Genomic DNA, 18,911 nt, shown 5'->3' on the forward strand with positions numbered 1-18,911 from the left:
AGGAGTGCTTATTCATGGAATATAATCAGCAGATGAAGAATCGTCTTCGCCGGATTGAAGGGCAGATTAAAGGGGTTCTTGCGATGATGGAGCAAGGCAAGGATTGCCGCGAGGTGGTCACGCAGCTGTCTGCATCACGTAATGCCATTGATCGGGCAATGGGTGTGATTGTGAGTACAAATCTTGAGCAATGTGTCCGTGAAAGTCTTGAACAAGGCAAGGATACGGAGGGTCTTGTGAAAGAGGCAGTTGAGCTATTGGTGAAAAGCCGGTAAGAAATTCCTCAGCCTTTGGAGGTTGACGAATTTTTTTACTTGTTATAATATACCCTTACCGGTATGTGTATATATTTTTTAATTATAATATACCCCTATGGGTAATGTAAATAAGGAGGAGCAGAATGGAAGAACAGAAAAAACGCACGACGATTGTGTTATTTAGTGGAGATTATGATAAAGCGATGGCTGCTTACATTATTGCCAATGGTGCAGCAGCCTATGATCATGAGGTGACCATTTTCCATACGTTTTGGGGGCTGAACGCCTTGCGTAAGGATGAGATGGTACCGATGAAAAAAGGATTTTTAGAAAAAATGTTCGGCAAAATGATGCCGCGCGGGGCTGATCGTATGGGGCTGTCCAAGATGAACTTTGCAGGAATGGGGCCGAAAATGATCAAGCATGTGATCAAAAAGCACAACGCCATGACCTTGCCGCAGCTTATTGAGATGGCGAAGGAGCAGGATATTAACCTCGTGGCATGTACAATGACGATGGATCTTTTAGGATTACAGGAGAAAGAATTATTAAATGACATTCAATATGCTGGTGTAGCGGCATATTTAGCAGAGGCTGAAATTGGACGTGTGAATTTATTTATCTAGTGAGGTGAAGCAGGATGGTACAAACGATTTTACTCATCATGGTGATTGGGTTAATCGTGAGCCGCTTTCTGCCGGTTCGAGGTGTGAAGCAAATGGATGCAGCTCATATGAAAAAGAAGCTGAAAAGCAAAGGTCAACAGCTCATTGATGTACGCTCTCCTAGTGAATTTCAAACAAATCATATCAATGGCTTTCAAAACATCCCGTTGTCTCATTTGAAGAAACGAGCTTCTCAGCTTGAGAAAAATGAAGAGGTTTATGTGATATGTCAAAGCGGGATGAGAAGTATGCAGGCGGCGAAAATATTGAAGAAGCAAGGATTTACTCAGATTACAAACATCAAGGGTGGCATGAATACTTGGCATTAAATGCGCAATAAAATATACCCCCACCCCTATATGAAGGAGGATAAGACATGCAGCAACCAACTGTCATTTTAGATGCAAAAGGATTGGCATGCCCGATGCCGATTGTGAAAACAAAAAAACAAATGAATGAGCTTTTACCAGGAGACGTACTGGAAGTGCAAGCTACCGATAAAGGATCAGCAGCGGATCTAGCGGCATGGTCAAAAAGTGCCGGTCACGAATTTTTAGGAACAACAGTAGAAGGTCAGGTGCTTCATCATTTGATTCGTAAGGGCGGAGAACAAGAGAAAGAAGGGAAGTCCATGATTTCGGAAATGTCTTTGGAGACTTTTCAACAGAAAGTAAAAGAAGATCCATCTTTGTTTATTTTAGATGTGCGAGAGCTTGATGAATACGAGGCGGGGCATATTCCAGGAGCTGTTCATATTCCTCTTGGTGAGGTTGAACAACGTGCAGAGGAATTGAGCCGAGAGACGGACATTTACCTGATCTGTCATTCAGGCAGAAGAAGTGAATTAGCTGCGCAAAAGTTAAAAGAAAAAGGATTTCATCAATTGATGAATATCGTGCCAGGCATGAATAGCTGGACAGGAGCGATTGAAAAATAGGAGCTGAATGAAACATGACAGTAACAGCGATGAACGCAGAGCAGTTAACAAAAAAGATCGTGAGCAAGGAACCGCTCTTTTTGCTAGATGTGCGAAATCAAGCGGATGTTCAGGATTGGAAGATCGAAGGGGAAGCAATAGTTCATATGAATGTGCCTTATTTTGATCTCCTTGAAGGAGTAGAGGGCATTTTGCATGACATTCCTCATGATCGTGAAGTGTTGGTGGTTTGTGCCAAGGAAGGCTCCTCTATCATGGTCGCGGAGATGCTGTCAGAGGTGGGTAGAACGGTCCATTATTTAGAAGGCGGCATGAAGGCGTGGAGTGAGCATCTAGAGCCAGTGAAAATCGGTGATTTAAGCGGCGGTGGAGAGCTGTATCAATTTGTGCGAATGGGCAAGGGATGTCTGTCTTATATGATCATGTCGAATGGAGAAGCCGCAATTGTAGATGCAGCTAGAATGACGGATGTTTATATTCGTTTTGCTAAAAAGCATCATGTCTCTATAACGCAAGTGTTAGATACTCATCTTCATGCAGATCATATTTCTGGCGGGAAAAAACTGGCTGAAAAGACTGGTGCCAACTACTGGCTGCCGCCAAAAGATGCAGAAGAAGTGATCTTTGAGTATAACCGACTTGAAGAAGGGCAGCGCATAACGATTGGAGCGGCTTCAATTGATATTCACCCCCTTTACTCGCCGGGGCATACGATTGGTTCAACATCTTTTATCGTGGATCGGCAATATCTTCTTTCAGGTGATATTTTGTTCGTGGATTCGATTGGAAGACCTGACCTCGCTGGAATGGCGGAGGACTGGGTAGGTGATTTGAGAGAAACACTTTATCACCGATATAGAGCACTTTCGAAAGAATTGATTGTGCTACCAGCGCATTTCATGATCATGGATGAAGTCAATAAAGACGGAAGCGTTTGGAAGGAGCTAGGCGTTCTATTTGAAGAAAATCATGGACTGAATATTGAAGATGATGACGTATTTAGACAAATGGTCACGAAGAATCTGCCTGCACAGCCAAACGCCTATCAAGACATTCGTCAAACCAATATGGGGAAGCTGAGTCCAGATGATGAAGCGAAGCGTGAAATGGAAATTGGTCCAAACCGTTGTGCGATTCGGTAATGTCCAATAAAATAAGAAGAGAGGAACAATCAAATGACATCAGATCAAATATTAGACGTCACAGGGCTTGCATGCCCAATGCCGATTATTCGGACGAAGAAAAAAATGAATGACTTGACGGAGGGTCAAGTATTAGAAATACATGCAACAGATAAAGGGGCTAAAGCTGACTTAGCAGCATGGGCGAAGTCAAGCGGACATGAATTGATCACGCAGACGGATGAAGGAGATGTGCTGAAGTTCTGGGTGAGAAAAGGGTCCTAAAGGATGTAGGGGTATCTGCTGAAGATCCCCTTTTCCTTTTGCGAAGGAGGAGACCAGCGTGGATTTTGCGTTTTTGATTACACTTTTTATCATCGGATGTATTGGTTCCTTCTTATCAGGAATGGTGGGGATCGGGGGATCTGTGATCAACTATCCTATGCTGCTTTATATCCCGCCACTGGTCGGTGTGATGGCACTATCGGCACATGAGGTATCAGGAATTGGCGCCATTCAAGTGCTTTTTTCGACGCTCGGTGGTGTACTGGCGTATCGGAAAAGTGGATTTTTACATCGCTCGTTGATTTTCTATATGGGAAGCAGTATATTGGCAGGCAGCTTATTAGGCAGTTATATATCACACTTCATGCCGGAGAAAGGGATGAATCTCGTCTATGGATTGCTCGCCATTGTAGCCGTTATCCTCATGCTGATTCCGAAAAAAGGGCAGCGTGCAGACGCAGAGGGAGAAGTGACTTTTCATAAAGGGCTGGCCGCTGGTATTGCCTTTGTGATCGGCAGTGTTTCAGGGGTTTTAGGCGCAGGAGGAGCATTTATCTTGGTGCCGGTGATGCTGTCTATTTTAAAAATTCCTGTACGGATGACCATTGCGTCGTCACTTGCGATTACGTTTCTTTCTGCCATCGGTGCATCTACTGGAAAGGTATTGACGGGTCAAGTCATGCTCCTTCCTGCTGTTGTGTTAATGGCGGCAAGTTTGATTGCCGCTCCGATTGGTGCAAAGGTCGGTCAGAAAATCAATGCCGTCTACTTGCAATGGCTACTTGCCGTGATGATTACAGCGACAGCGATAAAAATTTGGCTGGATCTATTTTGAAGAAAAAACCAACAGAGAAAGCAGCAGCTGCTTCACACGTGTTGGTCTTTTTTATTTGACGTCATCGTGCTCGATATACGTTTCAAGTGCTGGGTGGTACTCTTTTTGATAATGAAGGTTGGGGCATGTTTTCACGACTTTGCCTTGCAGGGCATTGGACTTAGAGACTTCTAATGCTGTTTTACATTTTGGGCAACGTTCGGCAAATAGTGAGGGCCAGCGCTTCATACATCACCACTCCAGTTAAAGTCTTAAAAACCGATTATATTAATATGAATTATAGGGGATCGTGTAGGTGAGGTCAATGGGTGTTTGGATCTTTTTAACAAAAGAGAAGCATTTCCAGGATGCTTCTCTTTTGTCCATATTATTAGTAGGCTTTTGCCCAGAACACCATATCAGATGCAGGTTTTCCGCAGCAGACACATGTGTCTGAAACAGATTCCTGTTCAAATGGGATACAGCGTGAGGTCGCCCCTGTTCTTTCTTTAATGTGGTTCTCACAGGCTTCGTCACCACACCACATGGCTTTAATCAATCGGTTTTCTTCTGAAAGAATGTGCTCAATGTCTTCGATGGTGTGAGCTTTTGATGTTTTTTCATGTAATCGCTCTTTCGCCTTTTCGTACATCGTCCGTTGAATATCTTCAAGCGTGGATGTGATGGTTTGTTCAAGTGCATCTAATGTGATAGCTTGCTTTTCACCAGTGTCTCGTCTTGCGAGCATCACCTGTCCTTTTTCGATGTCCTTTGGTCCTACTTCGACACGTAGAGGGATGCCCTGCATTTCACATTCGTTGAACTTCCAGCCTGGCTGTTTATCGCTTGCATCAATGTCAGCACGTACGATGCGGGTGAGTCGATCTTTCAACTCGTAGGCATGATCGAGTACACCTTCTTTATGAGAGGCGATTGGCACGATTCGCACTTGGGTTGGCGCAATGTTTGGCGGAAGGACGAGTCCTCTGTCATCGCCGTGCACCATGATCATGGCACCGATGATTCTTGTGGTGAAGCCCCAAGAGGTTTGCTGGACATGCTCTAGCTTTCCTTCGCGGTTTAAGAATTCAATGCCAAATGCTTTGGCAAAGCCGTTTCCAAAGAAGTGAGAAGTGGCCGTTTGCAGCGCTTTTCCATCATGCATCAGGCTTTCAACCGTATAGGTGAAGCGGGCACCAGCGAATTTTTCCTTCTCTGTTTTTCTCCCTTTAATGACAGGAATGGCAAGGAGCTCTTCGCAAAGAGAAGCGTAGATGTGAAGCATTCTTTCTGTCTCCTCAATCGCTTCTTGCTCCGTCTCATGGCATGTGTGTCCTTCCTGCCATAGGAATTCAAGCGTTCTAAGGAATGGACGTGTGGTCTTTTCCCAGCGGACGACATTCGCCCATTGGTTATAAAGCTTCGGTAAATCACGGTAGGAATGAATGATGTTTTTGTAATGCTCAGCGAACAGTACTTCAGAGGTCGGTCTGACGCAGAGCCTTTCCTGTAATTCGGATTCACCGCCATGTGTGACCCACGCCACTTCAGGAGCGAAGCCTTCGATATGGTCTTTTTCCTGCTGCAGCAGACTTTCTGGGATAAAGAGCGGCATATACACATTCTCATGCCCTGTTTCTTTGATTTGGCGGTCCAGTTCGTCCCGAATATTCTCCCAAATTTTAAAGCCGTATGGCTGAATGATCATACTGCCTCTGACGCTTGAATAATCGACGAGGCGCGCCTTTGTGACAACATCTGTATACCACTGGGCAAAGTCGTCTTCCATGCTTGTGATTTTTTCAACAAATTGTTTCTTTGACATTGCATATTCCTCCTTTTAAAAAACAAAAAAGCTGTGCTTTAAGTTAGGGACCATTCCTGGTGGTACCACCCTAATTTAAAGCACAGCTTTACACTCGACCATGATAACGGTATGAACCGCTGTATGAAACAGAACTAAATCGGCAGGTTCACTTGAAGATGTCAGTAGGAACTTCTCAGCACCGTTCCCTCTCTGTTAAAGGTCAATTCAAGCTACTATTCCAGATCTACGTTGATCAATGTTCGTTGATTTTTCATCAGTTTACCTGTAAATGCAGGAGAAAGCAAGTTGTACTGGGGTTTCTTTTCATGCTGTTCAGAGTGCTTTGTTTGATCGTGAATTTGCAGTCATTTCCTATTTTTATAGCTTGCCAGTTATGTAAGCATATGCTACTATATTTGAAGAAAAATAGACTTGTATAACCTCAATAATATGGTTTGAGGGTTTCTACCAGGATCCGATAAATCCTGATTACAAAAGCGTGCTTTCCTTTTTTGTAATCAGGGTTTTTTTGTTTGTCTTCACCCTGTATCAAAAGTGAAAGCGATGATATAGAGAAGGGATGTTAGACATGAACTGGAGAGTATATTTATTAGCCGTTTCTACTTTTGCGGTTGGATTAGTTGAGCTTGTGGTCGGAGGCATTTTGCCAAGCCTTGCAGAGGATTTGAATGTATCTCTTGCGACAGCTGGGCAGCTTATCACCGTATTTGCCATTGTGTATGCCATTTCAGCACCTGTGCTGCTGACTGCCACAGCTAAAATTGAACGAAAGCGTCTTTATTTAATCGCGTTATTGGTGTTTACAATAGGGAATGTATTCACATATTTTAGTTCGACATTTGCCCTTGTCATGATCTCTAGGGTATTGATCGCAATGAGTACAGCGCTAGTGGTGGTGTTGTCACTGACGATCACTGCTAAGTTGGTGGAACCAGCGCATCGTGCGAAGGCATTAGGGCTGATTTTTATTGGGATTAGTTCTTCACTTGTTCTCGGTGTACCGATCGGTATTTTTATTACAGAGAGCTTTGGCTGGAGAGTGATGTTTTTAGGAATCAGTATTTTATCAGCGATATCGATGGTGCTAATTTATTTCCTATTGGAGAAAATGCCTGTTGAAAAAGTGACACCTCTTAGAGAGCAAATTCGTGCTTTAGGGCATCCGAAAATTTTTAGTGCACATTTGATCAGTTTGTTTATGCTTGCAGGTCATTATATGCTTTATTCTTATTTCACTCCGTTTTTAATGGAAGTTCTGCATATGACCCCGTTCTGGATTAGTATTTGTTATTTGGTCTTCGGGCTTGCATCTATTGGCGGGAATGGGTTAGGCGGCTGGCTTAGTGACAAGCTGGGTTCAGGGAAAGCCATTTTGCTGGTGACAATCGCGTTTGCGGTTGTGTTGTTTATCATTCCTTATACAGCGGGTGTGTTTGTCCTCTTTATGATCATGGTTGTCCTATGGGGAGCGCTTAGCTGGGCATTAACGCCTGCCTTGCAGAGCTATTTGATTCAAACAGATCCTGTGACGTCTGATATTCAGCAAAGCTTAAATACATCGGCCTTGCAAATTGGTATCTCAATTGGATCAGCGGTTGGCGGTGTCCTATTTACGATGACCGGTTCATCTGTTGATCTGGCGAAGTTCGGTGCAGTGTTTGTGCTGATTGCGTTTAGCTGTGCGGTGATTTCGTTGAAAAGACCACCACTTTATATGGATCGTCAGCATCGTGCTGAATAGCTGCCTATGAAGCTGCCTATGATAGGCAGCTTTTTTTATGTTCTATTCAAAAACAACCATTTCGCCGATTGGTTGAAAGCCGGCACGTTGGTAAATATTTTTGCCGTCCGACGATGCTTGTAACAGGACGCGCTTCTGTTTGTTGTCTGTCTGGGTCAGAAGGTAATGAAACATGTCACTGCCAAGTCCCTTTCCGCGGTGATCTGCCTTTGTGATGACATCATAAATACCGTAGCTATCGGTTGCTTCGAGTAATAAGCCTGTTGTGACCGGTTTGTGGTCTGCATATCCGACGAACATGCGAGCGCGTGATTGTATAGCTTCAAGCGAAAAACGCTGGAAATAGTTCTCTAAGGCGATAGCCTCCGGTGACTCTTTGAATAGCTCGATAAAGATATTTTTGTAATCAAGCAGTGTCTGGTCATCAAGTACTTCTTTGATTAAAAGCGATGAAGGTGTGAATGGGTTCATGCCTTCTGTCTGTTCAAGCATCATGATGGTATTACGTTCAACCTCTTCAAGCTGATATTCCTTTAGTAAATCAGTCCAATCAGGATGAAGTAAGCGGTGATCCACCCACGTACTGAATGATGGTTTCTGTGATTGCAAGTGTTCGATGGTCGTTTTTACTTTTTGCGGATCTTTGATTTGCGCTGATGTCGGTAATAGCAAATTGAATGTGTCTGTCGATATGTGAGTATTGGATAGTACGAAATCGTCCGTTGCGAGGGAGGTTCCGTTCACAGCTGAAGAAAACAGGTGGATCTTTTCTTCTAATTGGCGAATGGCGATGTGTTGTTCGGTTTTCATTAGCTCACCTTTTTCATCAAAAATTGGATGTCATCCCCTATGAATGATAGCAAATAAAAGAAAGAGGAGCTGTGACATCATAGATCATCTAGTAGAAAAGTACATATACCATTTTCAGGTCTGATGGCCTGTTCTTTTTATCACACTGACATTTCTTTTGACTCCTATCTTAATTATTAGTACCATTTTATTAACCAGTTAAGAGTGGAGGTTCAGATGGAGACTAAAGAGCAGATTGTATTAAAAGCGATTCAAGATCTGATTATTCATAGAGAAAAGAGAAGGAATGATCCAACAGATCCACTGATTACCACGACTGATACACTCAAGCAAGATTGGACACTCACACAGCTTCACATTTTATCAATGATTCAAGCCAATCCAAACGAATCAAATAATACATTTCTTTCTCAACAACTGAAACTATCAAAGCCCGCTATTACAAAAGCTGTGAAAAAACTAATCGATAAAGGCATGGTGGACTATTGCCACCGGCAAGGGGATAAAAAATCTGTCTACTATTCATTGACAGAGAAAGGCACGCAATTGGCGGCACTGCATGATGAATTACATGAGAAAGCTGTCGCGTCCTACTTAGAATTTCTCCAGCAGTTTCATGAAGATGAATTACAAGTGATTGAGCGCTTTTTGAAGGCATGGAAAGAAAAAATATAGATTTAAAAAACCGAAACCATCGTAGAAAATGAGATGATTTCGGTTTTTTATATGGTAAAATTAACATATATTGACGTTATTCGTGGTTTTGTTGAAAGGGAGGGAGTTTCTTTGGGGAAAGAAATGATGGAAAATTTTTAAAAGTCCGCAACCATCATGCCGTTCGTGGGATTGTTTGTCAGCTTGCTATTATTTGTTTACTTTTTTGGCATCACAGGAGTTGAAGAACCTGTTTGGGCGTCTGCTTTGTATTGTGCCTTGCCCTTTTTAGGGTACACGATCTTCTATCTGCCTGTATGTATTTATTTTAAAGTTAGTAAAAAACGTTCAATCCATAAAAATGAGGAACATTCATGATTGTGGTCAGCTCTTGTCTTGCTGGGTTGAAGGTCCGGTATAATGGCAGCCATCGATTAGATCAGCGAATCGAAGAGCTTGTGCAGGAAGGAAAGGCTGTGGCAGTTTGTCCTGAACTGCTTGGCGGCTTCTCTACGCCTAGACCTCCCGCAGAAATCATTGACGGAGATGGACATGATGTTTTACGGGGGCAGGCTGCTGTTGTTGATGTGCATGGAACTGATGTCACAGAGATGTATGTCAAAGGTGCGAAAGCGACGCTGGAACAGGTTCAGTCTCTGAAAGCAACAGCGGTTGTGCTAAAAGAGTACAGCCCTTCTTGCGGGAGTCGGATGATTTATCTGGGAGAGTTTAACGGTAAGACAAAAGCGGGAGATGGTGTGACGTCCGCCTTGCTGAAACAGCACGGGATTGAAGTGTTCTCTGAGGAGGAGGATTGGATGTCGTTGTTTCAATAGGTGTGGCGAATAGAAGGAGGAGTTAGGTTGAAAAAGTGGATCATTGGTGTAGTTGTAGTCATTTTAATAGGAATTGGTATTTATTTTATGATCAATGCCAAAACATACTCATTCGATGATGTGGTCTCGATTGATCAAAATAAGGTGACTTCGATTCAAATTGAGCATGATGATAAACGTGTTGTTTTGGACAAGAAAGAAGACATTCAAAAGCTGTTGAAGGAACTTTCAGATGTGACATTAAAAAAAACCAATGAAGCCACAAAAGCCACAAAAGAGTCTTATTGGATCAGGGTGTATGAGAATAAGAAGGAAACATACGGTCTGACTTTCTATGATCAGGCATTTTTAATGACATATGATTTTTCTAAAAAGAAAGATCAAACAAGCGAATACCAAATCGTTGACGCCAATCAATTCGATATAGGACAATAGATCAAATAACACCAGCGAAAATTCATGCATGATCAATCAAAAATTTGGGTATAGTCCTTGGTAAGCAAAAATGAAGCGGAGGTTTGTTTGATGAGTGGATTAACAGATACAGTCACATTAGCAAACGGAGTAAAAATGCCGAAGCTAGGCTTCGGTGTATGGCAAGTAAAAGATGGGGATGAGGCTGTAAATGCAGTCACAGACGCTCTTGAAGCGGGCTACCGCAGCATTGATACAGCAGCTGCCTATCAAAATGAAGAAGGGGTAGGCAAAGCCATTCAGCAATCAGGCATCTCTCGCGATGAGCTGTTTATTACGACAAAGGTGTGGAATCGTGATCAAGGCTATGAATCAACACTTGAAGCCTTTGAAACAAGTATGAACAAGCTAGGGTTAGATGTATTAGACCTTTATTTAATTCATTGGCCAGTTGAAGGTAAATATAAAGATACTTGGAAAGCACTAGAGAAGCTGTATAAGGATGGACGCGTTCGAGCCATCGGTGTGTGTAACTTCCATCAGCACCATCTAGATGATCTATTAGAAGAAGCAGAAGTTGTGCCAATGGTTAATCAAATCGAGCTGCATCCCAAGCTGACGCAGGAGCCTTTACGAGACTACTGCAAGGAGAAAGGGATTCATGTAGAAGCGTGGTCACCATTAGGCAGCGGGAAGCTGCTGAACCATCCTGTTCTTCAGGATATTGCGAAAAAACATGACAAATCCGTGGCACAAGTCATTCTTCGCTGGGACTTGCAGCATGGTATTATCACCATTCCAAAATCTGTGACGAAGAGTCGAATCATCGAAAACACACAAGTCTTCGATTTCGAGCTGTCCGCACATGAGATGGGCGTCATCGATCAGCTCAATGAAGATGAGCGCACAGGTCCAGATCCAGATAACTTTGATTTTTAATCGAAAGGAAAGCACAGGTGGGATGCCTGTGCTTTTCTAATTGAACGATTTTATGAGGCTGTTACGTTTTCAATGACTTGAATGGCGTCGACAATTTGCTCTTTGGAATACTCTCCAATCAGGCAAAAGGTTTCGTCTGCACGTGCAGCATGGCTTGCCACTGTTTCTGCGGCTTCTTCCAGCTGAGCTGTGATGCCAAGCTCACGCATATTTCTAGGTAATCCGAGTGTTTCATAAAGCTCAAGTAATTCTTCTACTTCGCTCATTCGATTTTCTGCGGCAAGCTGAACAAGAATGCCATATGCCACTTTTTGACCATGTAACATATGGTGTGTTTCCTCAATAAACGTCAATCCGTTATGGATGGCGTGGGCTCCTGCCATTCTTCCGTAGCGTCCTCCGTAGCCGCCGACCGTGCCAGCTAATGTAATAATGGTATCCGTTACATCTGCAAATGCTTGCGAAAGCTGACCCGTTTGCAAGCTGTGGACAGCTTCTTCGCTATGGGAAACAAGAATATCCCTCACGTATACCGCCTGTTTTAGTGCTGCATGCACCATGAGCGGCAAGGAATCCTTTGCATTTCGAATAATGGCTTCTGCTTCATACCATTTGGCCAGCGTATCTCCAATCCCACTTTGAAGGTAGGAAAGAGGAGACGAGAGCAAAAATGTATGATCAATGAGCGTGAGGTAGCTGGACCGTTTATGGTAATCGACTCTCATGAAATTTCCCTTGTCATCATAAATGACGCTAAGCGGTGTAGATGCAGCACATGTCCCCGGGATGGTTGGAACCATGATCACTTCAATTTGAAGAGCCTTTGCTACTGACTTGGCGGTGTCTAAAATCGTGCCGCCTCCAATCCCAATCACCACATCTGCCTCTTTCAGTTCTTCTGCAATTCGAGTGATTGCATTGGGTGAACTGTATCCTTGGTGCTGAACAACAGGCCAATATGGCGGAAGCTTTGTATACTGTGAAAAAGCATGAAATGAATCATATCCCGTCACGACAGCGGGCGACTGGAAGGATGGAGAAACAAGTGAATCGAGTTCATGATAAATGCCTTTTTGAGAAATAAATTGGTTTGGACCGCTTCTGACGATATCTTCTGGCTGGATCATTGCGTTCTGCTCCTTTACAACATCATATTTCATAAATCATCTCATTTTACTGAAAGTTCTGTCAAATATGAGAAGAAAGACCCTTCCGTTTTATGGAATTGAGCCGCTGTCATTGCCTTTAGGTATGTATTTCCTGTATGATAAAGAACGGTATGTTCTCATTAAATTTAAGAGGTGTTTATATATATGGAAAAACAATATCGTGTCTTACTTTACTATCAATATGTCCCCATTGAGGACCCAGAGACGTTTACAGCAGAGCATCTAGCATTCTGTAAGGAGCTTGGTTTGTTAGGCCGTATCCTTGTTTCATCAGAAGGTATAAACGGAACGGTTTCAGGAACTCTTGAGCAAACGGACAAGTACATGCAAGCATTAAAAGAAGATCCGCGCTTTGCGTCTATGCCGATCAAAATTGATGAAACAGATGGTCATGCGTTTAAAAAAATGCACGTCCGCCATCGGAATGAACTAGTGAATCTGAGCCTTGAAGATGACGTGAATCCGTTAGAACTAACAGGTAAACATCTTAGCCCGGTCGAGTTTTACGAGCAAATGCAATCACCTGATACCGTTGTGATAGATGCGCGTAATGATTACGAGTTTGATGTCGGCCACTTTAGAGGGGCAGTTCGTCCTGATATTGAGACATTCCGCGAATTACCGGAGTGGATTCGTGACAATAAAGAGATTCTTGAAGGGAAAAAAATCCTGACGTATTGCACAGGCGGCGTACGCTGTGAGAAATTCTCTGGCTGGTTAAAGCGTGAAGGCTTTGAAGATGTCTCTCAGCTTGACGGCGGAATAGTCACGTATGGAAAAGATCCAGAAGTTCAAGGGAAGCTTTGGGATGGTCAATGCTATGTGTTTGATACTCGCTTAACAGTGCCCGTGAATCAAACAGAGCATGTGGTTGTCGGAAAAGATTTCTTCACTGGTGAGCCTTGCGAGCGTTATGTGAACTGTGCAAACCCTGCATGTAACCGCAAAATGATTGCAACAGAAGAAAGCGAGCATAAGTATATGCGCAGCTGCAGCCATGAATGTCGTACGAGTGAACGTAACCTTTATGTGAAACAGCACAACCTGTCTGAAGAAGAAGTGCAAGAAAGACTAGCTGTGATTGAACAAGAACAAGCAATCTCACAAGGATAGAGGGAAACCCCCTTTATCCTTTTTTCTATACATGATAGGGCTCAGAAGAAAGGGGGGTTCATTTCCTCTTTCTTTTTTGTTTTGTTTTTTTCAAAATAAGGGTAAAGGTAGTTATTCAGTCTAATAGATTGAAGCATTGAAAAAGCGCTTTCTTAAGAAATAAGCATGTTCGACTATTTCAGAAAATGGAGAATTGAGAGATTATAAAACAGGCGAAAAAATGAACAAGGGTAAAGATTTAGTTGAAGAAATATTTGTCAATTGAATGAAAAGTGAGCTGCAATGAAAGAAAGGTGCTTACTTGGGCACATGCTTTGTAATTTAATCGAAAGGTGTTATGAACATGAATCATTTACATCGTAGAATGGGAACTTTCGCTTTAATGATGGTAGGTCTTGGCTCAATCATTGGTTCAGGATGGCTATTCGGTGCTTGGCGTGCCGCTCAAATTGCAGGTCCTGCTGCTATTTTATCCTGGTTGATTGGGATGGTTGTGATTTTATTTATCGCTTTGTCTTATAGTGAACTCGGATCGATGTTTCCAGAGGCAGGGGGAATGGTGAAATATACGCAATATTCACACGGCTCTTTTATCGGGTTTATTGCCGCTTGGGCAAACTGGATCGCAATTGTCTCCGTCATTCCGGTTGAGGCGGTGGCTTCTGTCCAGTATATGAGTTCATGGCCTTGGGAATGGGCAAAGTGGACAAGCCATTTGGTCACAAAAGGGGTGTTGACGACAGAAGGGCTCATGGTCGCCAGTGTGCTTCTTGTGATTTACTTTCTGCTCAATTATTGGACAGTAGGGTTATTTTCAAAAGCCAATACATTCATTACCGTGTTTAAAATTGTCATTCCAGGATTAACAATTGGTGCGCTCTTATTCGTAGGTTTTCATAGTGAGAATTTTACTTCTGGAACAAGTATTGCCCCTAATGGCTGGGCGAGTGTGCTGACAGCTGTTGCGACATCAGGAATTGTGTTTGCCTTCAATGGCTTCCAAAGCCCGATTAATATGGCGGGTGAGGCGAAAAATCCAGGCCGATCAATTCCGATTGCTATTGTTGGATCCATTTTGATTGCGACTGTGATTTATGTTCTTTTACAAATCGCCTTTATCGGTGCTGTCGATCCGTCCATGATTGTGAATGGATGGGGACATTTGAATTTTAACTCGCCATTTGCTGACCTTGCCATTGCGCTTGGGATTAACTGGCTGGTTCTGATTTTATATGCAGATGCGTTTGTATCACCTTCTGGTACAGGCATTACGTATACGGCGACGACATCCCGTATGATTTATGGAATGGAAAAAAACAAATACATGCCAAGTGTACTTGGTCGTCTGCACCCTATTTATGGCGTGCCTCGTCCAGCGATGTTTTTTAACTTAGCCGTATCGTTTATCTTTCTGTTTTTGTTTAGAGGCTGGGGTGTACTTGCGGAAATCATTTCTGTTGCGACACTTATTTCTTATTTGACAGGCCCAGTAACTGTCATGACACTGAGAAAGACAGGGACAGATTTATATCGTCCCCTTCGAATAAAAGGACTCAGCATTATTGCTCCTCTCGGTTTTGTCTTTGCGTCATTGACGCTGTATTGGGCGAGATGGCCGTTAACAGGTCAGGTGCTATTCATTATTCTCATCGGTCTTCCTATCTATTTTTACTATCAAGCAAAAGCGAAGTGGAAAGGCTTCGGCCGCAACTTCAAGGCGGGTGCTTGGATGGTCGTGTACTTACTTGTGATGATGACGATTTCCTGCCTTGGCAGTGACAAATTCGGCGGCTATAACGTCATTCATTATGGCTGGGACATGGCTCTTATTACAGTGGTTGCTCTGCTATTTTATATGTGGGCACTCAAAAGTGGATTTGAAACAGAATTTCTAGAGGATGCGAAAAAAATCAATGATGAGCTGCGTACTTCTACGCAAGAAGCCGCATCATCCAAAGAATAAAGGAACGGCTGCCTGAATATTACGGGCAGCCGTTTTATTTTGATAAATGATGCATCACGTGCTGCCTTAGCCAAGTGGTGACACCGCGCAAAACGGCTGCTGTGACAAATGAGATGAGCACATACTTCCAAAGCTGATTCATGCCTTGTCCACTAAGCAAAAACACGATTCCTAGAAAGACGAGTGTGAATAGAAGCATGAAAAGAAATGATGCAGACCAGAAAAAAGCCTTCACTGAAGGTCACCTCCTCGGAGTATTGTATGCAGGCAATTGAAGGATCAGACCAGCTATGACGGGGGAGAATTATGGTGAAATCTATTGCAAAAGTCAGATAAAAACACCAAGTGATTTGACAGTTATGTTAAGATGAGAGCATATTTTGAGAGAAGATTGTGGTTCATAGACGGAGGTGTTTGGGGTTGCAGATACAAAAAGTTCTAAACAATAATGTCATTAGTGTGATAGATGAACAAGGGAAAGAAATCGTCGTCATGGGGAGAGGTATCGCGTTCAAGCGGCGACCCGGGGACCCGGTAGACGAGTCGTTAATCGATAAAGTCTTTCGACTAGAGGATCATTCCGTTCATGAGCGGATGAAAATGCTGCTTCTGGAGGTTCCGTATGATGTGGTCAAGGTAACCGAAGAAATGATTCAATATGCACATACAAAGCTGAACCGAAGATTAAACGAAAGTCTGCATGTATCACTCGCAGACCATATTCATTACGCCATCGAACGATTGAAGAAAAATCACCTCATTGAGAATTCGCTCATTTGGGAGATTAAACGCTTATACAAAGATGAATTTCTTGTGGCAAAGGACTGCCTTGAGATGATTGAAGAGCGTCTACATATTGAATTGCCTGAGGATGAAGCAGGCTTTATTGCTATGCATATCATTAATGCAGAGCTCAATGAGGACATGAATACAACGGTCAATATCACAAAAGAAGTAAACGCCATTCTCACCATTGTGAAATATCATCTCAATATGGAATTTGATGAAGATTCGCTCAACTTTTATCGTTTTCTCACGCATTTACGCTTTTTCGTCCAGCGTCTGATGAACGAAACAATGCTTGTCAGCGAAGATCATGACTTGTATCAGCTTATCAAGGTAAAATATCCGAAGGCATACGAATGTGCAAAGAAAATCGCAGAATATGTCTATCAAACCTATCACCGAGATCTCACATCAGAGGAGATGCTGTATCTATCTATTCATTTGAATCGATTGATCAAACGAGAAAAATAAAGGTAGTTTTAAAAGAAAGCGTTGACATAAGAAAAGCAGAGTGGTACTATTTGCTCATAAACATAAAAGAATACGGTTTCACAATGATCGTCTTAGAGGATTGTGACTGTTCGGCAGGCAAAACCTAAACGTTCACTGAAAAAGCGCAATAGCAGTTGCGACTATTTTTGGTGCCCGTTTAGGTTTTTATTTTGCCCAAAAACGTATTTTTTTGAAAAAAAGGGGGTTTTTGTATGAGTTATCGTCAATTAGCAGAAGACATTATCAAACTCATTGGCACAGAGAAAAACGTTCATTCACTGGTCCATTGCGCTACAAGACTTCGCTTCACATTAAATGACCGATCAAAAGCAGACAAAGCAGCCATTGAAAAATTAAATGGCGTTGTAACTGTTATGGAAAGCGGCGGCCAATTTCAAGTAGTCATTGGCAATACTGTACCAGAGGTTTATCGAGAGATTGGGGAGTTTACAAATCTATTAGAGGAGTCCACTTCTTCATCTGCAAAATCAGGTGGAGAGAGCACGAGTCTTTTCGGAAAATTCGTCGACATTGTCTCTGGTATTTTCACACCACTTCTCGGTGTCATGGCAGGTGCTGGTATTTTAAAAGGTCTATTAGGGATCTGTATCAATGCAAAATGGTTATCACCTGAAGATACGTCGTATCAAATTTTATTTGCTGCGTCTGACAGCTTGTTCTACTTCCTGCCATTACTGCTCGCATTCACTTCGGCGAGGAAGTTTAAAGCGAATCCATTTGTCGCTGTGACGATTGCTGGTGCACTCATTTACCCAACCATTCAAGAATTGTCAAAAGGCGGCGGAGATGTGACCTTCTTCGGTATTCCGGTCGTCTTAATGTCTTATACATCAACGGTTATTCCAATCATTTTGGCAGTGTTTGTCATGGGATATATCGAACATTTCTTTAACAAAGTCATTCATGAAAGTGTCAAAAACTTTATTACTCCACTGATTTTACTTGTCACGGTTGTTCCACTGACACTCATTGTATTCGGACCATTTGGTGTGTATGCAGGGAACGGCATTGCCGCTGTCTTGCTGAAAGTATTCTCCTTTAGTCCTACACTTGCAGGTGCTTTAATTGCGATGGCATGGCAGGTTCTTGTGATCTTCGGTATCCACTGGGGTCTAGTGCCAGTGATTTTAAATAATATTGCCGTCCATGGAAAAGATCATATCAAGCCGGCGACTGCGCCAGCTGTATTTTCACAAGCCGGTGCTTCCATCGGTGTTATGCTGAAAACAAAGAATAAAAAGCTGAAATCATTGGCTGGATCAACAGCGGTTTCTGCCGTGTTTGGGATCACAGAGCCAGCTGTATACGGGGTCACACTTCGTTTGAAAAAACCATTTATTGCAGCCGTTATCTCTGCTGGGGTCGGCGGTGCGATCATCGGTTATTCACAAAGTATTGCGATTGCGTCAGGACTTCCAAGTTTACTGACACTTCCGATTTTCTACGGACAAGGGTTTACAGGGTTCATCATCGGAATCTCGGTCTCGTTTGTTCTATCCATCGTCTTGACTTACTTGATTGGATTTAAGGATCCAGTAGATGAAGATGAAACGTCAGCACCGGTTGCCGCACCAACAATGGAAAACGAACATGGGGTCAAAGCAGCTCATGTGAAAAGTCCTTTAAAGGGTGAGGTGATCAAGCTAGAGGAAGTACAGGATAAGGCATTCTCATCTGGTGCACTAGGAAAGGGTGCAGCCATCATTCCATCAGAAGGCAAGCTGTTTGCACCAGTATCAGGAGTTGTGACAACGGTGTTCCCAACAGGACATGCGTACGGTCTTACTTCTGAAAGCGGAGCAGAAGTGCTCATTCACATTGGACTTGATACCGTACAATTAGGCGGTCAGCATTTTACCCCGAAGGTCGTACAGGGGCAAACCATCACAGAGGGCGAATTGCTTGCGGAGTTTGATATTGAAGCCATCCAAGCTTCCGGCCTGTCCGTCACAACACCAGTGATTATTACCAATTCAGGTGAGTTTAGCGATATCATAGAAACAGAAGAAAAACAAATCACACCAGGACAATCATTTTTACATCTCGTTTAATCAAGAGGAGGAAGA

The 18,911-nt window shown here is 42.9% G+C and carries 21 protein-coding genes and 1 riboswitch; of the genes, 16 read left to right on the forward strand and 5 right to left on the reverse strand.

What is annotated here, in order from left to right:
• The first annotated feature begins 14 nt into the window (after window positions 1-14).
• The 7 genes from MHI33_RS01665 to MHI33_RS01695 all read left to right on the forward strand — a co-directional run bounded on the left by MHI33_RS01665 (window position 15) and on the right by MHI33_RS01695 (window position 4,100).
• A complete protein-coding gene (locus MHI33_RS01665; RefSeq protein WP_003217059.1) occupies window positions 15-275 on the forward strand; it encodes a metal-sensitive transcriptional regulator in 261 nt (86 codons plus the stop codon).
• A 125-nt stretch (window positions 276-400) separates the two neighbouring features.
• On the forward strand, window positions 401-883 hold the full coding sequence (locus MHI33_RS01670; RefSeq protein ID WP_106061691.1) for a DsrE/DsrF/DrsH-like family protein: 483 nt from the start codon (window positions 401-403) through the stop codon (window positions 881-883).
• Window positions 884-897: 14 nt separating this feature from the next.
• Window positions 898-1,251, forward strand: coding sequence for a rhodanese-like domain-containing protein (locus MHI33_RS01675; RefSeq protein WP_113768620.1), 354 nt, complete (start codon window positions 898-900; stop codon window positions 1,249-1,251).
• A 47-nt stretch (window positions 1,252-1,298) separates the two neighbouring features.
• Window positions 1,299-1,859, forward strand: a complete 561-nt coding sequence (locus MHI33_RS01680) for a sulfurtransferase TusA family protein (RefSeq protein WP_113768621.1) — start codon at window positions 1,299-1,301, stop codon at window positions 1,857-1,859.
• Window positions 1,860-1,873: 14 nt separating this feature from the next.
• Complete coding sequence (locus MHI33_RS01685) at window positions 1,874-3,001, forward strand: MBL fold metallo-hydrolase (RefSeq protein WP_217013175.1); 1,128 nt, start codon at window positions 1,874-1,876, stop codon at window positions 2,999-3,001.
• Window positions 3,002-3,034: 33 nt separating this feature from the next.
• Window positions 3,035-3,265 (forward strand): sulfurtransferase TusA family protein, encoded by a 231-nt coding sequence (locus MHI33_RS01690; RefSeq protein ID WP_003216954.1) that lies wholly within the window; start codon window positions 3,035-3,037, stop codon window positions 3,263-3,265.
• A gap of 58 nt (window positions 3,266-3,323) precedes the next feature.
• Complete coding sequence (locus MHI33_RS01695) at window positions 3,324-4,100, forward strand: sulfite exporter TauE/SafE family protein (RefSeq protein ID WP_265209012.1); 777 nt, start codon at window positions 3,324-3,326, stop codon at window positions 4,098-4,100.
• A 51-nt stretch (window positions 4,101-4,151) separates the two neighbouring features.
• Here MHI33_RS01695 and MHI33_RS01700 read toward each other — a convergent pair whose 3' ends face one another.
• Both MHI33_RS01700 and proS read right to left on the reverse strand, forming a co-directional pair.
• Window positions 4,152-4,328, reverse strand: coding sequence for a hypothetical protein (locus MHI33_RS01700; RefSeq protein ID WP_167331440.1), 177 nt, complete (start codon window positions 4,326-4,328; stop codon window positions 4,152-4,154).
• A gap of 142 nt (window positions 4,329-4,470) precedes the next feature.
• On the reverse strand, window positions 4,471-5,904 hold the full coding sequence (gene proS, locus MHI33_RS01705; RefSeq protein WP_265209013.1) for a proline--tRNA ligase: 1,434 nt from the start codon (window positions 5,902-5,904) through the stop codon (window positions 4,471-4,473).
• Between the two features lie 394 nt (window positions 5,905-6,298).
• A riboswitch (purine riboswitch) is annotated at window positions 6,299-6,398 on the forward strand.
• Between the two features lie 77 nt (window positions 6,399-6,475).
• Here proS and MHI33_RS01710 point away from each other — a divergent pair.
• Entirely contained in the window at window positions 6,476-7,648 is a 1,173-nt protein-coding gene (locus tag MHI33_RS01710; RefSeq protein WP_003217034.1) for an MFS transporter, read from the forward strand.
• Between the two features lie 42 nt (window positions 7,649-7,690).
• Here the strand turns inward: MHI33_RS01710 and MHI33_RS01715 are convergent, their stop codons facing one another.
• Window positions 7,691-8,458: a GNAT family N-acetyltransferase gene (locus MHI33_RS01715; protein ID WP_265209014.1), complete on the reverse strand. Its 768-nt coding sequence runs from the start codon at window positions 8,456-8,458 to the stop codon at window positions 7,691-7,693.
• Window positions 8,459-8,674: 216 nt separating this feature from the next.
• On the opposite strand from MHI33_RS01715, the gene MHI33_RS01720 reads away from it, so the two are divergent.
• The 4 genes from MHI33_RS01720 (at window position 8,675) to MHI33_RS01735 (ending at window position 11,301) form a co-directional block, all read left to right on the forward strand.
• The gene (locus tag MHI33_RS01720; RefSeq protein ID WP_003216997.1) at window positions 8,675-9,133 is read left to right on the forward strand and encodes a MarR family transcriptional regulator; all 459 of its coding nucleotides are present in this window, start codon (window positions 8,675-8,677) and stop codon (window positions 9,131-9,133) included.
• A gap of 353 nt (window positions 9,134-9,486) precedes the next feature.
• On the forward strand, window positions 9,487-9,948 hold the full coding sequence (locus MHI33_RS01725) for a DUF523 domain-containing protein (protein WP_217013225.1): 462 nt from the start codon (window positions 9,487-9,489) through the stop codon (window positions 9,946-9,948).
• A 27-nt stretch (window positions 9,949-9,975) separates the two neighbouring features.
• Window positions 9,976-10,383 (forward strand): DUF5301 domain-containing protein, encoded by a 408-nt coding sequence (locus MHI33_RS01730; protein ID WP_340908599.1) that lies wholly within the window; start codon window positions 9,976-9,978, stop codon window positions 10,381-10,383.
• Between the two features lie 90 nt (window positions 10,384-10,473).
• Window positions 10,474-11,301 (forward strand): aldo/keto reductase, encoded by an 828-nt coding sequence (locus MHI33_RS01735; protein ID WP_044139194.1) that lies wholly within the window; start codon window positions 10,474-10,476, stop codon window positions 11,299-11,301.
• A 50-nt stretch (window positions 11,302-11,351) separates the two neighbouring features.
• Here the strand turns inward: MHI33_RS01735 and MHI33_RS01740 are convergent, their stop codons facing one another.
• The gene (locus MHI33_RS01740) at window positions 11,352-12,425 is read right to left on the reverse strand and encodes an iron-containing alcohol dehydrogenase family protein (RefSeq protein WP_407707543.1); all 1,074 of its coding nucleotides are present in this window, start codon (window positions 12,423-12,425) and stop codon (window positions 11,352-11,354) included.
• A gap of 189 nt (window positions 12,426-12,614) precedes the next feature.
• Here MHI33_RS01740 and trhO point away from each other — a divergent pair, with 189 nt between their 5' ends.
• Window positions 12,615-13,583 carry an oxygen-dependent tRNA uridine(34) hydroxylase TrhO gene (gene trhO, locus MHI33_RS01745; protein ID WP_044139195.1) on the forward strand — a complete coding sequence of 323 codons (969 nt, stop codon included), beginning with the start codon at window positions 12,615-12,617 and terminating at the stop codon, window positions 13,581-13,583.
• A 343-nt stretch (window positions 13,584-13,926) separates the two neighbouring features.
• Window positions 13,927-15,546 carry an APC family permease gene (locus tag MHI33_RS01750; protein ID WP_034664347.1) on the forward strand — a complete coding sequence of 540 codons (1,620 nt, stop codon included), beginning with the start codon at window positions 13,927-13,929 and terminating at the stop codon, window positions 15,544-15,546.
• A 34-nt stretch (window positions 15,547-15,580) separates the two neighbouring features.
• On the opposite strand, the gene MHI33_RS01755 is transcribed toward MHI33_RS01750, so the two are convergent.
• Window positions 15,581-15,781: a hypothetical protein gene (locus MHI33_RS01755; RefSeq protein WP_185108614.1), complete on the reverse strand. Its 201-nt coding sequence runs from the start codon at window positions 15,779-15,781 to the stop codon at window positions 15,581-15,583.
• 185 nt (window positions 15,782-15,966) lie between these two features.
• On the opposite strand from MHI33_RS01755, the gene licT reads away from it, so the two are divergent.
• Together licT and MHI33_RS01765 are read left to right on the forward strand one after the other, a co-directional pair.
• Window positions 15,967-16,803 (forward strand): BglG family transcription antiterminator LicT, encoded by an 837-nt coding sequence (gene licT / locus MHI33_RS01760; protein ID WP_034664343.1) that lies wholly within the window; start codon window positions 15,967-15,969, stop codon window positions 16,801-16,803.
• 233 nt (window positions 16,804-17,036) lie between these two features.
• Window positions 17,037-18,896, forward strand: coding sequence for a beta-glucoside-specific PTS transporter subunit IIABC (locus MHI33_RS01765; protein ID WP_340908610.1), 1,860 nt, complete (start codon window positions 17,037-17,039; stop codon window positions 18,894-18,896).
• Window positions 18,897-18,911 lie beyond the last annotated feature (15 nt).

Origin of the sequence: Bacillus sp. FSL K6-2971 (assembly GCF_038006405.1) — a bacterium.
In the GTDB taxonomy this organism is placed as follows: domain Bacteria; phylum Bacillota; class Bacilli; order Bacillales; family Bacillaceae; genus Bacillus; species Bacillus pumilus.